At 69.5% G+C, this 13,371-nt stretch carries 18 protein-coding genes; 7 read left to right on the plus strand and 11 right to left on the minus strand.

The features are described from left to right. Positions 1 to 64: 64 nt before the first annotated feature. The 3 genes from ABZV06_RS22270 (at position 65) to ABZV06_RS22280 (ending at position 1,920) form a co-directional block, all read left to right on the plus strand. The gene (locus ABZV06_RS22270; RefSeq protein WP_355242654.1) at positions 65 to 856 is read left to right on the plus strand and encodes an EI24 domain-containing protein; all 792 of its coding nucleotides are present in this window, start codon (positions 65 to 67) and stop codon (positions 854 to 856) included. Between the two features lies 1 nt (position 857). Further along, positions 858 to 1,373: an O-acetyl-ADP-ribose deacetylase gene (locus ABZV06_RS22275; protein ID WP_355623804.1), complete on the plus strand. Its 516-nt coding sequence runs from the start codon at positions 858 to 860 to the stop codon at positions 1,371 to 1,373. A 127-nt stretch (positions 1,374 to 1,500) separates the two neighbouring features. After that, on the plus strand, positions 1,501 to 1,920 hold the full coding sequence (locus ABZV06_RS22280; protein ID WP_355242660.1) for a VOC family protein: 420 nt from the start codon (positions 1,501 to 1,503) through the stop codon (positions 1,918 to 1,920). Positions 1,921 to 2,037: 117 nt separating this feature from the next. Here the strand turns inward: ABZV06_RS22280 and ABZV06_RS22285 are convergent, their stop codons facing one another. From ABZV06_RS22285 to ABZV06_RS22295, 3 genes are all read right to left on the minus strand, one after another. Then, on the minus strand, positions 2,038 to 2,226 hold the full coding sequence (locus ABZV06_RS22285) for a DUF397 domain-containing protein (protein WP_355242707.1): 189 nt from the start codon (positions 2,224 to 2,226) through the stop codon (positions 2,038 to 2,040). A 148-nt stretch (positions 2,227 to 2,374) separates the two neighbouring features. Further along, positions 2,375 to 2,563 (minus strand): DUF397 domain-containing protein, encoded by a 189-nt coding sequence (locus ABZV06_RS22290; RefSeq protein WP_355242710.1) that lies wholly within the window; start codon positions 2,561 to 2,563, stop codon positions 2,375 to 2,377. Then, a complete protein-coding gene (locus ABZV06_RS22295; RefSeq protein WP_355242663.1) occupies positions 2,560 to 3,327 on the minus strand; it encodes a helix-turn-helix transcriptional regulator in 768 nt (255 codons plus the stop codon). The genes ABZV06_RS22290 and ABZV06_RS22295 overlap by 4 nt, the downstream gene beginning before the upstream one ends. 194 nt (positions 3,328 to 3,521) lie before the next feature. Here ABZV06_RS22295 and ABZV06_RS22300 point away from each other — a divergent pair, with 194 nt between their 5' ends. Both ABZV06_RS22300 and ABZV06_RS22305 read left to right on the plus strand, forming a co-directional pair. Then, positions 3,522 to 3,776, plus strand: a complete 255-nt coding sequence (locus ABZV06_RS22300) for a hypothetical protein (protein WP_355242665.1) — start codon at positions 3,522 to 3,524, stop codon at positions 3,774 to 3,776. 125 nt (positions 3,777 to 3,901) lie between these two features. Further along, positions 3,902 to 4,030 (plus strand): hypothetical protein, encoded by a 129-nt coding sequence (locus tag ABZV06_RS22305; RefSeq protein WP_355242668.1) that lies wholly within the window; start codon positions 3,902 to 3,904, stop codon positions 4,028 to 4,030. Positions 4,031 to 4,039: 9 nt separating this feature from the next. Here ABZV06_RS22305 and ABZV06_RS22310 read toward each other — a convergent pair whose 3' ends face one another. After that, entirely contained in the window at positions 4,040 to 4,936 is an 897-nt protein-coding gene (locus tag ABZV06_RS22310; RefSeq protein WP_355242671.1) for a GNAT family N-acetyltransferase, read from the minus strand. A gap of 1 nt (position 4,937) precedes the next feature. Further along, positions 4,938 to 5,351 (minus strand): RidA family protein, encoded by a 414-nt coding sequence (locus ABZV06_RS22315; protein ID WP_355242674.1) that lies wholly within the window; start codon positions 5,349 to 5,351, stop codon positions 4,938 to 4,940. Here ABZV06_RS22315 and ABZV06_RS22320 point away from each other — a divergent pair. After that, positions 5,350 to 5,499 carry a hypothetical protein gene (locus tag ABZV06_RS22320; RefSeq protein WP_355623807.1) on the plus strand — a complete coding sequence of 50 codons (150 nt, stop codon included), beginning with the start codon at positions 5,350 to 5,352 and terminating at the stop codon, positions 5,497 to 5,499. The two genes, ABZV06_RS22315 and ABZV06_RS22320, sit on opposite strands and share 2 nt — an antisense overlap. A 93-nt stretch (positions 5,500 to 5,592) precedes the next feature. On the opposite strand, the gene ABZV06_RS22325 is transcribed toward ABZV06_RS22320, so the two are convergent. The 6 genes from ABZV06_RS22325 to ABZV06_RS22350 all read right to left on the minus strand — a co-directional run bounded on the left by ABZV06_RS22325 (position 5,593) and on the right by ABZV06_RS22350 (position 12,133). Then, positions 5,593 to 6,600, minus strand: a complete 1,008-nt coding sequence (locus ABZV06_RS22325; RefSeq protein ID WP_355623810.1) for a LacI family DNA-binding transcriptional regulator — start codon at positions 6,598 to 6,600, stop codon at positions 5,593 to 5,595. A gap of 19 nt (positions 6,601 to 6,619) precedes the next feature. Beyond that, the gene (locus tag ABZV06_RS22330; RefSeq protein WP_355623813.1) at positions 6,620 to 7,999 is read right to left on the minus strand and encodes a GH1 family beta-glucosidase; all 1,380 of its coding nucleotides are present in this window, start codon (positions 7,997 to 7,999) and stop codon (positions 6,620 to 6,622) included. Next, positions 7,996 to 8,829, minus strand: coding sequence for a carbohydrate ABC transporter permease (locus tag ABZV06_RS22335; RefSeq protein ID WP_355623816.1), 834 nt, complete (start codon positions 8,827 to 8,829; stop codon positions 7,996 to 7,998). The genes ABZV06_RS22330 and ABZV06_RS22335 overlap by 4 nt, the downstream gene beginning before the upstream one ends. Beyond that, positions 8,826 to 9,818 (minus strand): sugar ABC transporter permease, encoded by a 993-nt coding sequence (locus ABZV06_RS22340; RefSeq protein WP_355623819.1) that lies wholly within the window; start codon positions 9,816 to 9,818, stop codon positions 8,826 to 8,828. Before ABZV06_RS22340 ends, ABZV06_RS22335 begins: the two co-directional genes overlap by 4 nt. Positions 9,819 to 9,888: 70 nt before the next feature. Beyond that, a complete protein-coding gene (locus ABZV06_RS22345) occupies positions 9,889 to 11,196 on the minus strand; it encodes an extracellular solute-binding protein (RefSeq protein ID WP_355242688.1) in 1,308 nt (435 codons plus the stop codon). Between the two features lie 178 nt (positions 11,197 to 11,374). Then, positions 11,375 to 12,133 carry a maleylpyruvate isomerase family mycothiol-dependent enzyme gene (locus ABZV06_RS22350; protein ID WP_355242691.1) on the minus strand — a complete coding sequence of 253 codons (759 nt, stop codon included), beginning with the start codon at positions 12,131 to 12,133 and terminating at the stop codon, positions 11,375 to 11,377. Between the two features lie 69 nt (positions 12,134 to 12,202). Between ABZV06_RS22350 and ABZV06_RS22355 the strand changes: the two genes are divergently transcribed. After that, on the plus strand, positions 12,203 to 13,285 hold the full coding sequence (locus ABZV06_RS22355) for a UDP-N-acetylmuramate dehydrogenase (RefSeq protein ID WP_355623822.1): 1,083 nt from the start codon (positions 12,203 to 12,205) through the stop codon (positions 13,283 to 13,285). Positions 13,286 to 13,371: the final 86 nt, after the last annotated feature.

Genomic DNA, 13,371 nt, shown 5'->3' on the forward strand with positions numbered 1-13,371 from the left:
CCATCCTGCCCGGTGCCGCTCGCCGTCCGGCAAATTCGATCACCTGTCGTTAGGCTGCTCGATCGTGGACGCCAGCAGAATCGCCAACCCGGTGACCGGGGCCGTCGGACGCTTCCTCCTCGGGGTCAGGTTGCTCCTGCGCGGACTGGGCCTCTACGTCCGCAGCCCGAAGCTGATGCTGCTCGGCATCGTGCCGGCGCTGATCTCCGGCGTGCTGTTCGTGGCCGTGTACGCCACCCTCGTGTACTTCGTGGACGACCTCGCCGCCCTGGTCACCCCGTTCGCCGACGACTGGTCGAGCACCGGCCGCAGCCTGGTCCGGGTGATCGCCGGGCTGGCCTTCCTGGGGATCGGCGGCCTGCTCGCGGTGATCAGTTTTACCGCGGTGACCCTGGTCATCGGTGACCCCTTCTACGAGAAGATCTCCGAGAAGGTGGAGGAGCGGCTCGGCGGCACCCCGGACGCGGTGGACGTGCCGTTCTGGTCGTCGCTGCGCCGCAGCCTCGCCGACTCCGTACGCCTGGTGGCCCTCACCGCGCTGGTCGGCATCCCACTCTTCCTCGCCGGCTTCATCCCCGTGGTCGGCCAGACGGTCGTACCGGTGATCGGGGCGGCGGTGGGTGGCTGGTTCCTCGCCGTCGAGCTGGTCGGCGCACCCTTCTACCGACGTGGGATGCGGCTGCCACAACGCCGGACCATCCTCAAGGCGGACCGGCCCATGGCCCTCGGCTTCGGTGTGGCGGTCTTCCTGTGCTTTCTCATACCGCTCGGCGCGGTGCTGGTCATGCCGGCCGCCGTCGCCGGCGCGACCCTGCTGGCCCGCCGCTCGTTGGGTCAGACGATCGAGGAGAGCTGACGTGGAGATCACCCTGATCGAGGGGGACATCACCGGCCAGCAGGTCGACGCCGTCGTGAACGCCGCGAACTCGTCCCTGCTCGGCGGCGGCGGGGTGGACGGCGCGATCCACCGACGTGGCGGACCAGCCATCCTGGCCGAGTGCCGCGCGCTGCGCGCGTCCCACTACGGCAAGGGGCTGCGCACCGGGCAGGCGGTGGCGACCACCGCCGGTAACCTGCCGGCCCGCTGGGTCATCCACACGGTCGGCCCGGTCTTCTCGGCCGCCGAGGACCGCTCGGGGCTGCTGCGCGACTGTTACGCCAACAGCCTGCGGGTGGCCGACGAGCTGGGCGCGTCCACCGTGGCGTTTCCGCTGATCTCCGCCGGGATCTACGGGTGGCCGGTCGACGACGCCGTCCGCCAGGCGCTCTCGGTGCTCCGCTCGGCCACGTCGGCCACGGTCACCGAGGCACGTCTGGTGCTCTTCGGCGGGGACACCCATGCAACGGCCCGCGAGGTCTTCGAGGCGGCGTAGGCCACATGCCATGATCACTTGATGCTGAGCAGTCCGAAATCGCTTCTGGCAACTGGTCACCATCAAGTGATCACCCCGCAGACGCGGTGCGCCGGGGCCACGAGTCCAACCTTTTGAAGGGGTAGGCATGCAATTCGCACTCATCGGCATGGCCGTCGCGGCGCAGAACCCGACCGAGAGCGCCGCCTGGTTCGCCGACCACTTCGCCTTCAAGGTCGGCATCGACCTGGGTTGGTACGTCAACACACAGCACCCGGACCATTCCAACCTGAGTCTGGACTTCGTGCAGCGCGATCACGAGTCCTGGCCGGAAGCGACGCGCGGCAAGGAGATCGCCGGCACTCTGCTGGCTTTCCTCGTGGCCGACGTCGAGACCGAGTACGCCCGGCTGGCAGCGGCCGGGCTCACGGTGGTCATGCCCTTGGTGACCGAGCCGTGGGGGCAGCGCCGATTCCAGGTGGCGGGTCCGGACGGGCTGCTGATCGAGGTGCTGCAGAGGGTCGCCCCGGATCCGCGCTGGCTGGCGGAGAACGGGTTGGCGGGATGAGTGCCGTCATGACCGGTGCGTTCGTGATCGAGGTGCGCTCGGACGACAGGCTGCGCTACTTCAAGATCGCGCCCACCCCACAACATTCCGTCAGGAGCGCTTAGCCGACGTGGTGGCTCAGAGAGCGGCGGTCTTCACCAGGTCGACGAAGCCCCGCCAGGTGTGCCGGTCGAACCGGAGGGTGCCGCCATCGCGATCCTTCGAGTCACGAACCGCGATGACATCCGGAAGGTTGTCGGCGACCTCGACACAGTCGCCGCCGTTAGAGCTGCTGCGGGTGCTCTTGCGCCAATGGGCGCCGGTCAGGTCATCCATGCTCGCGCTCTCAGAAACTCGACGGTCTGGTCTCGCGGAAGCGCTACCGACCTCACGCTATCCCGGAGCGCCTAGAGCGAAGCGGCGTCAGTAGCGAAAGACCACCGAGCTTGCCCGAAGGTCTTGTCGTTATGGCCGCTCAGAGGGTGGCGTTCTTCACCGAGTCGACAAAGCCCTGCCAGGTATGCCGGTCGAACCGGAGTGTGCCGCCATCGCGGTCCTTGGTGTCTCGGACGAGGACGACGCTCGGCAGGTTGTCAGCAACCTCGACGCAGGAACCGCCGTTGTTGCCACTCTTCGTGCTCTTACGCCAGTGTGCGCCGGTCATGTCCATGATCCCGCTGCTTTCCTGATCAGGTCTAGGGACTGGAGACGGGACAGAGCCTCGCTCCTGATGCGCTCCCATCTGCGATTGAGCGTAGCAACGTCCGCAGCCTCGCTGACGATCTGCGCACGTGCCTGGCTGTCAACGTGTGCCACGTGCTCGCCGCTCGGCAACTCGGCCACGATGAATCCGCCCCCAAGACCGGGGTACATCCCGACGTCTCGGGGCACGACCAGCACTTGAACTGCGGGCAACTGCGCGCACTTGGCGAGGTGTTCGCACTGTTCTCGCATGAGCGACCTGTCGCCGTACGCCGACTGATGCAGCACCAGCTCATGGACGACCGCCACCAGCAACGGCGGACGTTCACGACGAAGGATGGTCTGCCGGTCGATGCGAGATGCAACGACGTCGTCAACCTCGTTCGCCGTCAACGCTTCACCCGCGAGCGTGGCCCGCGCGTATGACTCCGTCTGCAACAGGCCAGGTATCCACGTGTGCTCGAACCAGCGAATCGCGACCGCCTCCCGCTCCCAGTCGACCCATGCCCGCAGCCATTGCGGCTCACGCCGCTTAAGGACATCGGGCCATAGGTCCGCAACGTCCCTGCCGAGGAGAGAAGCCAGCTTTGCACGGCGACGCGGCTGAGGCACACGTCCCGGGCTTATCCACCGTGCTGCCGTCTTGGGATCAACACCTGTCTGAGCTGCCAAAGTCTCGGCTGTCTCGCCGGCCTCGACCATGGCGGCCTGAAGTGCGTGATTCATCCCGCCTCCACGATGGACGTCACGAACGTCCCCTGAGAATAGACCAACGTCGTGTACTGATCCCGTCACTCTTCGCGAGGGTATCGGGTGAGCGGCATTGCTGGTGGAGGTGTAGCCCGGCGGCGGTGTCAGCCCGGGGCCGTCCCGTGGGAGCACTCACGGGCGGCCCCTCCCGGCCCATCGGAGGGGGAGACATGCCCGCACCACCAGGACCGACATTCCGGGCCGGCGACCTGCTGCGCCTGTCGGCCACCGCGAGCGTGCAGTTTCTGCGCCCGATAACCGTGCGGGTCATCCGCGAGTTGGAGTGGGACACGTACGACGGGTGGGTGTGGCTCGACGCGTACGAGCTGGGCGCGCGCGGTGACGCGGTCGCCCGGCGGGAGCTCTACGTGCGGCGCGAAGGCGTGCAGCTGTTGAACAACCGTCAGCCCGCGTGCGCCCGATGAGCCCGCGACCGCGCCCGCATCACGCCGGCCTGCCGCACTGGCGCTGTACCCGCTGCGGTGCCCATTGGCCGTGTTCGGCTGCGAGGCTGTCGCTGCTGGCCCGCTGGCGTGGCGATCGACTCGGGATGCTGCTCATGTTGACCACGCTCGCGCGGGAGGCGTTCGCCGACGCGCTGAAGCTGGGCCTGCGACCGGACCCGGCAGTGTACGTGGCGCGGTTCCTGGAGTGGACGCGTCCGCGCAGCGACAGTTGACCAGCGTGGTCAGGTGAGGTCGGCCAGGCAGGTCCACTGGGACGCCACCGGGCGGTAGCCCAGCCGGGCGTTGATCGCCAGCATCGGCGCGTTCGACTCGTCGTTGGAGGTGTACGCGATCCGTACGCCGTTCTCGGCGGCCCGGTGCAGCGCCGCCGTCTTGGCCAGCCGGGCGAGGCCTCGACCCCGGTACGCCGGGACGGAGCAGGTGTAGTCCGACCACATCCGCTCACCGTCCCGCTTGACCAGGCTGAACGCGGCCACGTCGCCGTCGACCTCGGCGGCGGTGCTGGCGAACCTGTCCAGTCCGAGGTTGTCCCACACGTCGTACCGCCAGCTCTCGAAGCTGACCGCGTCGACGGGTACGTCACCGGGTTCGTCGACGGCCGAGGCGACGTCGGCCTCGTAGAGCAGGTGCGGGTCCATCTCCGCGATCGGACGCAGCCGTACGCCCGGGGGTTGCTCGGGCAGGGCGGGCGGCGGGTTCAGGTCCAGCGCCGAGTAACGCACCTCGCGGCTGGGCGTGAAGCCGTGCCGGCGGGCGAACGGCAGCGAGTCCGGCGTGGCCGTGGCGCGTACGCGACGAACCCCGAGCGGGCGGAGGTGGTCGGTCGCGGCGGTCAGCAGCTCCGTCCCGATGCCCCGGCGGCGGTGGTCGGGATGCACGTGCAGCATGCTGACGTCGCCGAAGCCCTGCACCGAGGTCGAGGTGTTGGGCTCGGCGGACGTCCAGCCGACCACCTGGCCGTCGACCTCGGCCACGAGCGCGGTCCAGCCGTCGACCGGCGGCGGATCGGCGATCATCTTGCGCGTCGACTCGACCCCGCGCACCAGGTACGGGTGGACGATCGCCCGTAGGGCCACCACGGCGGCGGCGTCGTCCGGCTGCGCCACACGGATACGCATGTCAGGCCCCCGTCCGTACGGCGGCGACGGCCTCGACCTCGACGAGCTGGTCGGTGTAGCCGAGCACGGCCACACCCAGCAGGGTGCTGGGCGGATCGTGGTCGCCGAAGAAGTCCCGGACCACCTCCCAGACGGTCACCAGGTCCGCCTGCCGCGACGATGCCACGTACACGGTGGTCTTGACGACGTCGGTGAGCCGCGCGCCGGCCGCGCCCAGGGCGGTCTCCAGGTTCGCCATCACCTGCCGGGCCTGCGCGGCGTGGTCACCCGGGGCGACGGTACGACCTTCGGTGTCCAGCGGGCAGGCGCCGGCGGCGAACACCAATCGGGCGGGCGGTTCGACGGTCGCCGCGTACGCGTACTCGGCGACGTCGGAGAGAGCGGGTACGTGCAGCAGCGCGACAGGTTCCGGCATGCCGGCGAGGCTAACGACGATCGCCCGCCGCAGCGACGGATTAACCGACCCCTGCCCCGTGCTCGGCATCGGTAGGGTGCTGCGCCGCGCCGTCGACGTGACTGGCGTCGGTCGCCCGGAAGCGTCGGACTTCGAGGCGGAGCTGTGACAGGCAACAACTTCACGGAAATAGTGGCCTCACGGCGCCGGGAGACCACTACTTCCGTGAAGTTGCGCGGATCTTGAAGCGAGGCGGGACGGGTCAGGCCGACCCGCGGATGATCAGCTCGGTGTCGAGCATGACGGCCTGTTCGATGGTCTCCCCGGCGGAGAGCCGGAGCAGTTGCCGGGTCATCCGTCGGCCGAGTTCCACGATGGGTTGCCGGACGGTGGTCAGCGGTGGCTCGGTGTACGCGGCGGTCTCGATGTCGTCGAAGCCGACCACCGCCACGTCCTGTGGCACGCGCCGGCCGGCCTCGCGCAGTGTGCGCAGGGCGGCGTGCGCCATCAGGTCCGAGGCGGCGAACACCCCGTCCAGGTCGGGATGGTCGTTGAGCAACTGGTGCATCGCCGCCGCGCCGGATTCCCGGGTGAAGTCGCCGACGGCGACCAGCTCGGGTAGTCCGGCGGCGGTGACCGCCTCCCGGTAGCCGTTCAGCCGTTCGATGCCGGCGACCATGTCCTGCGGCCCGGCGATGGTGGCGATCCGCCGCCGACCGCTGTCGATCATGTGTCGGACGGCGGCGGTCACCCCGCCGACGTGGTCGACGTCCACATACGGCACCGGTACGTCGCCGAGCGGCCGACCGCTGACCACCACGGGAATGCCGAGGCGGGCGAGCGTGCCGGGCAGCGGGTCGGCGCCGTGCAGCGAGGCGAAGAGCACCCCGTCGACGTGGCGACCGGTCGTGTACCGCTCGACCCGCTGGTGCCCGGCCGGTGAGCCGGCCAGCATCAGCACCAACTGCTTGTCGGCGGCCTCCAGCTCCTGACTGACCCCGCGGATGATGCCGGGGAACACCTGGTCGTCGGAGAAGACCCGGGTGGCCGCCTCCGGCATGACCAGGGCGATCGAGTCGGTGCGCTGGGTGACGAGGCTGCGGGCGGCGAGGTTGGGCACGTACCCCAGCTCGTCGACGGCCCGCTTGACGGCCTCCCGGATCGGCTCGGCGACGGTGGTGGAGCCGTTGACCACCCGGGAGACGGTGGCTCTGGACACCCCGGCCCGAGCCGCCACCGCCTCCAGCGTCGGCCGCTGCGCCGTCGTCATCGTGACTGTCCCCCGCTCGTCACAGCCCGTTCCGGGAGATCACCTCCTGGTACCACCGGGCGCTGGCCTTCGGTGTGCGCCGCTGGGTCAGGTAGTCGACGTGCACGATCCCGAACCGCTTGCGGTAACCCTCCGCCCACTCGAAGTTGTCCAACAATGACCATACGAGATACCCGCGCAGATCAACGCCCCGGGAGATCGCCTCGTGGGCGGCCCGCAGGTGCCCGTCGAGGTAGGCGACCCGGTCGTTGTCGATCACCTGCCCCAGCTCTCCGGACGAGTCGGCGCCCGCCTTGTCGGGGAACGCCGCGCCGTTCTCGGTGATCAGCAGTGGCACGCCGGGGTAGTCGGCGGCGATCCGCTCCAGCAGCCGGGTCAGCCCGGACGGCTCGATCATCCAGCCCATGTCGGTGAGGGGTCCGCTGGGCGGCAGGAAGTGCACGGCTCCCTCGGTGCCCGGGTACGCGCCGTTACCGCCACCGTCGGGCCGGCCCGCGACGTAGGTCGGCGCGTAGTAGTTGATACCCAGCAGATCGATCGGGGCGGCGATCAGCTTCTCGTCGCCGTCCTGGATGAACGTCGGTTCGACGATGCGCGCCACGTGCTCGCGAACGTCGTCGGGGTAGCCGCCGGCCAGCAGCGGGTCCAGGAAGATCCGGTTGTGCAGGCCGTCGACCAGGCGGACGGCGGCGGCGTCGGCCGCGCTCTGCGGGTCGGCCGGTCGTACATCGGCGGGGTTGATGGTGATGCCGACGCTGCGCGCGCCGGCCGCGCGCAGCGCCCGCGCGGCCAGGCCGTGCCCCAACAGCAGATGGTGTACGGCGCTGAAGGCCGCCGCCCCGTCCTGCTCGCCTGGGGCGTGCACTCCGTTGGCGTACCCGAGGTAGGCCGAGCACCACGGCTCGTTGAGCGTCGTCCAGGTGTCGATCCGGTCGCCGAGGCGGGCGTGGACGGCGGTGGCGTACGTGGCGAAGTGCTCGGCCGTCTCCCGGTTGGTCCAGCCGCCGCGGTCACCCAGGCTCTGCGGCAGGTCCCAGTGGTAGAGGGTGACGATCGGGTCGATGCCCCGGGCGAGCAGCGTGTCGGTGAGGCGGTCGTAGAAGTCCAGCCCGCGCGGGTTGACCGGGCCGCTGCCGTCGGGCTGGATCCGAGGCCAGGCGACCGAGAACCGGTACGCCGCCAGGCCCAGCTCCGCCATCAGCGCCACGTCGTCGGCGTACCGGTGGTAGTGGTCGCAGGCGACGTCACCGGTGTGGCCCTGGTAGACCTTTCCCGGCGTACGGCAGAAGGTGTCCCAGATGGACGGACCGCGACCGTCGTCGCGGGCCGCGCCCTCGATCTGGTACGCGGCGGTGGCCGCACCCCAGAGGAAGTGTTCGGGAAATCGGATCTCGTTCACGCCTTGACCGCACCTTCCATGATCCCGCCGATGATCTGGCGGCCGAACAGCACGAAGACCAACAACAGGGGCAGCGTCGCGATGGCCGTCCCGGTGAACACCTGCGACATGTCCTGGTAGTACCCGTCGGACAGCGCTCGCAGGGAGAGCTGAACGGTCGGGTTCGCCGGGTCGTTCAGCACAGCGTACGGCCACAGAAAGTCGTTCCAGGTGGTCATGAACGTGAGCAGGCCGAGCACGGCGGCGGCCGGGCGCAGCGCCGGCAGCACGACGTGCCACCAGATCCGCGCGGTGCCGCAGCCGTCCATCCGGGCGGCCTCGATCAACTCGTCGCTGATGGCCTGGCCGGCGTACTGCCGCATCATGAAGACGCCGAATCCGGTGACCAGCACCGGGACGATCACCGCGGGCAGCCGGTCGTTCCACTGCAACTTCGTCATGAGTAGGTAGAGCGGGATCACGCCGAGCTGTGTCGGCACCATCATGGTCGCGATGATCACCAGCAGCAGCGCGTTGCGGCCCCGGAAGCGCAGCTTCGCGAAGGCGAACCCGGCCAGGCTGGAGAAGAACACCACCGAGACGGTGACCGTGGTCGCCACGATCACCGAGTTGATCAACCCGGTCAGGAAGTATGCGTCGGTGTTGTCGAACAGTCGGGAGATGTTGGCGCCCAGGTTGTTGCCCGGTGTGATCGGTGGCGGCAGTTGGCCCATGGCGTCGCTGGTGCGGCTGGCGACGACGAACATCCACCAGATCGGGAAGATCGACAGGGCGGCTGCGGCCACCAGGGCGAAATAGGTGAGCGGGCTGGTCCGCCAGAGCCGACTCATCGGGTGCCCTTCCTGCCGGTGCCGGCTGTGCCGCCGAGACGGCGCAGGACCAGCACGTTGACGGCCGCGACGACCGCGATCAGCGCGAAGAGCAGCCACGCCACCGCCGAGCCGTACCCGAAGTTGTAGTGCGGCGCGAACGCGTTCTCGAACATGTACATGGTCAGGGTCTGCGACTCGCGCAGCGGTCCGCCGCGGATCGGGTTGGTGCCGGAGTGGAACATTCGGGGCTCGGTGAAGAGTTGGAGACCGCCGATGGTGGCGATGATGGTGCAGAAGATGATCGTCGGTTTGAGCAGCGGCACGGTGACCGACCAGAACTGCCGGGCCCGGTTCGCGCCGTCGATCGCCGCCGCCTCGTACAGGTCCCGAGGGATGGCCTGCATCGCGGCCAGGAGAATCAGCGCGTTGTAGCCGGTCCACCTCCAGTCGACCATGGCGGAGATCGCCACCCAGGACGCGATCCGGTTGGACTTCCATTCGATCGCGTCCAACCCGACAAGGTCGAGCAGCCAGTTGACCATCCCGAAGTCACGGGAGAAGAGCACCCCGAAGACGATCGCCACGGCGGCCGTGGAGGTGACATTGGGGACGAGCACCGCCATCCGCCAGCCCGTACGCGCTCGCAGCCCCCGGTTCAGCAGGTTGGCCAGCCACAACGCGGCGAGCAGCTGCGGCACGGTCGAGATCACGAAGATGCCCAGCGTGTTGACCAGCGCGTGCCAGAAGTCCACGTCGGCGAGTAGCCGGGTGTAGTTCTCCGCGCCGACGAACGGGTGGTCGGTACCGAGCAGGTCCCAGTCGTGCAGCGAGACCCAGAAGGTGTACGCCAGCGGATAGACCCCGAACACCGCGAAGAGCAGGAAGAACGGGGCGATGTAGAGGTACGGCGAGTAGCGGGTGTCGAGGTGGCTGAGTCGACCCGACGACCGGCGGGTGGACCCGGTTACCGGTGCGACCGGCGGGCGGGCGTCGAGCTGGACGGACATGCCCGGGTACTCCTTTCCGTCGTGCGGGCGGTGCCCCGGCTTCCGGAGCCCGCCCGCACGTTGGCTCGGGCTACTTGGCGGCGGCCTTCTTCGCGTTGGTCACCGCGTCCGTCCATCCCTGCGCGGGGCTGCGCTGGCCCAGTTCCACGGTCCGTACGGCGTTCTCCACCTCGGTACGCACGGCCTGGTTCTTGGGACCCATGTAGACCGGCTTCAGGCTCTTGGCGCCGGTGCCGAAGATGGTCCCGACGGGCGCGTCGGAGAAGTACGCGTTGGTCGACTGGGTGATCGCCGGATCGTCGAGGGCCTGCGGCGACGACGGCAGCGGCCCCTTGGCCTTGAACGCGCCGATCTGACCCTTGGCGCTGGTCAGGAACTTGGCCAGCTCGATGGCCTCGGCCTGGTGCTTGCTCTGCTTCGGCACGGCGAGGTGCGATCCACCCCAGTTGCCGCCGTTGCCGGGCACCCGGGCGATGTCCCACTTGCCCTTGGCGGCCGGGCCGGCGTTGCCCTCGATGACCCCGGTCATCCACGCGGGGCAGGCGATCGTGGCGAACTTCGTCTGCTTGAAGGCGGACACCCACTCCTCGGACCACGAGCCGTACCTGCCGGAGAGGCCCGAGTCGATGATGTCCATGGTGGTGTCCCAGGCCTGGCGTACGGCCGGGTTGCTGTCGACGACCAGTTTCTCGCTGGTGTCGTAGTAGCTGTAGCCGGTGCTGTTGCCGGCGGTCTGCAACAGGATCGTGTTGAAGGTGTTGGTGGCCGCGTCGAGGAAGGACGCCCCGGTCTTGGCCGCGACGAACTTCTCCCCGGTGGCGATGTAGTCCTGCCACGTGGGCCAGAGCTTCGACACCTCGTCCCGCTCGGTGGGCAGGCCGGCCTTTTTGAAGAGGTCCGTGCGGTAGCACATGGCGATGCCGCCGACGTCGGTGCCGAGGCCGATGAGCTGCTTGCCGTCGGCGGTCAGGCCGGCGTTCCACTTCCACTCCAGGAAGTTGCCCTTGAGATCGGCGGCGCCGTGGTCGAGCAGGTTGACGAAGTTGTTCGGATTCGCCTTGTACTCAACGAGCAGGCCTTCCTCGATGGCCACGATGTCGCCGGCGCCCCGGCCGGCGGCGAGCCACTGGGTCAGCTTCGGTGAGTACTCGTCGAGGTTGCCGCCGGTGCCCCGCTCGACGATCTTCACGTCGGGGTGCGCGGCCATGTACTCCTGGTAGAGCTGGTCGTAGCCGAACTGGCCGAAGACGTCGACGGTCAGCGTGATCGGCCCGTCCGCCTCGGCGTCGCCGCCGCCGCCGCAACCGGCGGTGACGAGCAGGGCGGTCGTGGCGGCGAGGGCCACCGCGGCGAGGCGGCGGCGCGGAAGGACAGCCATCGTATGGACCTCTCTCAACGTGAGGTGGTGGTAGAAGGCCAAGAGAGCGCTCTCACGCCAGGGTGGTTGCTTCCCCGCACCCTGTCAAGAGAGCGCTCTCTCGAATCTGTCTCCGCCTATGTGACGAGGGCGTCACCCCCGCCGGGGTGACGCCCTCGTGACGTGCGGTGGCGCGAGATCAGCCGGTACGCAGGCCGTCGAGCAACGCACGGTCGCCCGTGATGTCGAGGGTCTCGAAGCTGACCCGCCCCCAGAGCGCCAGCAGCAGATCGCTCGCGGTGCCGCTGACCTGCGCGCGGGCATGGTGGTCGTCGTGGTCGAAGATGGTCGCCGTGTCGAGCAGCGCCACCCCCTCGCCGCGCAGCCGCAGATACCACTCCTGGTCCGCGTCGGTCGCCGCGATCTGGACCACCCCGTGCCAGTCGCCCTTCGACTGCCGCCGACCGGCGGGCAACCAGGTGTCCAGCACCTCGCTCACCCCGTCGGCGGCGAGCTTGGCCTCGACCGGCTCACCGGCCGCGATGGCGAGTTGGGCGTCCCAGCGGTGCACCGCCGTCTCGTGTGCCATCCGGCGCGGCCAGAAACCGGCCCTCTTCGGCTGCGGAGCCCAGTTCCAGGCCGGCGCCTCCGGGTCGAGCCCGTCGAACAGGGTCATCAACCGGTCGTACCCCTGCTGCCAGAGCTGGAGCGGGCTCACCCCGGACGGCATCGCGGACGCGTCCCGGCGCGGCGGCGCGTCCGTGCTCCCGGACCCGGCGAACGAATAAACCCAGTGGTAGAGGCCCGCGAGGTGCAGGGTGAGATCATTGACTGTCCAGCCGGGACAGGACAGCACGGGTGTCTCCGGCGGTGCCTCGGCAACCGCCGCGGCGAATGCCGGACCCTCGGTCCGGAGTGCCCCAATCCAGAAATCCTTGCTGCCCTGCACTCTGCTCATCGCCATCCTCCCGGGGGTGCCGGGCCACCAGTAGGTGCCGCGGCTGCCCATCAGCCTAAGGTGAAAGACGTGTCAGACGCCTACGCCCAGCCGACAACCGAAGCCGATCGTGCCATCCCTGGTCCACTGGCCAGCTACACCACGCTACGGATGGGCGGACCGGCCGGGCGGATCATGGCCGCGACCAGCGCCGACGAGATCATCCAGGCGGTACGGGCCACGGACGAGCCGATCCTCGTCCTGGCCGGCGGCAGCAACGTGGTGATCAGCGACACTGGCTTCCCCGGCACGGTCGTGCTGGTGCGCTCGCGCGGCCTGCGGGTCCTCGCCCAGGACGCCGAGTCCGTCACCGTACGTGTCGAGGCCGGCGAGCCGTGGGACGACCTGGTCGCCGCCACGGTCCGTAACGGCTGGGCCGGCCTGGAATGCCTCTCCGGCATCCCCGGCTCCACCGGTGCCACCCCGATCCAGAACGTCGGCGCGTACGGCCAGGAGGTCGCCGAGACGATCACCGGCGTCGAGGTGTACGACCGCCTCGACGGCACCCGGCAGACGATCCCGGCGGCCGACTGCGGGTTCGCCTACCGAGGCAGCATCTTCAAGTACCAGGACCGCTGGATCGTGCTCTCGGTCGACTTCCGGCTCACCCGTTCGCCGCTCTCCGGCCCGGTGCGCTACGCCGAACTGGCCCGGGCGCTCGGCGTCGAGGTGGGCGAGCAGGTGCCGCTGGCCGACGCGCGCGCGGCGGTGCTGCGGCTGCGCGCCGGCAAGGGCATGGTGCTCGACGCGGCCGATCCGGACACCCGCTCCGTCGGCTCCTTCTTCACCAACCCGGTCCTCGACCGGGCGACGTACGAACAACTCCTGGAACGCTCCGCCGAGCTGGGCGACCCGCCCGCGTGGCCCGGAGCGGACGGCCTGGTCAAGATCAGCGCCGCCTGGCTGATCGACAAGGCGGGCTTCGCCAAGGGGCATCCCGGCCCGGGTGGCGTCGCCATCTCCAGCAAGCACACCCTCGCCCTCACCAACCGCAGCGGCACTGCCAGCACCACCGACCTGCTCACGCTCGCCAGCACCATCCGCGACGAGGTCCACGCCCGCCTGGGCGTGACCCTGCACCCCGAACCAGTCCTCATCAACTGCACCCTCTAACCCCCCTCGCCCCCCCCCCCCGCCCCCCCCCCCCCCCCCCCCCCCCCCCCCCCCCCCCCCCCCCCCCCCCGGGGCCGGGCCGCCCC

The organism is Micromonospora sp. NPDC005172 (assembly GCF_040608555.1).
Taxonomy (GTDB): domain Bacteria; phylum Actinomycetota; class Actinomycetes; order Mycobacteriales; family Micromonosporaceae; genus Micromonospora.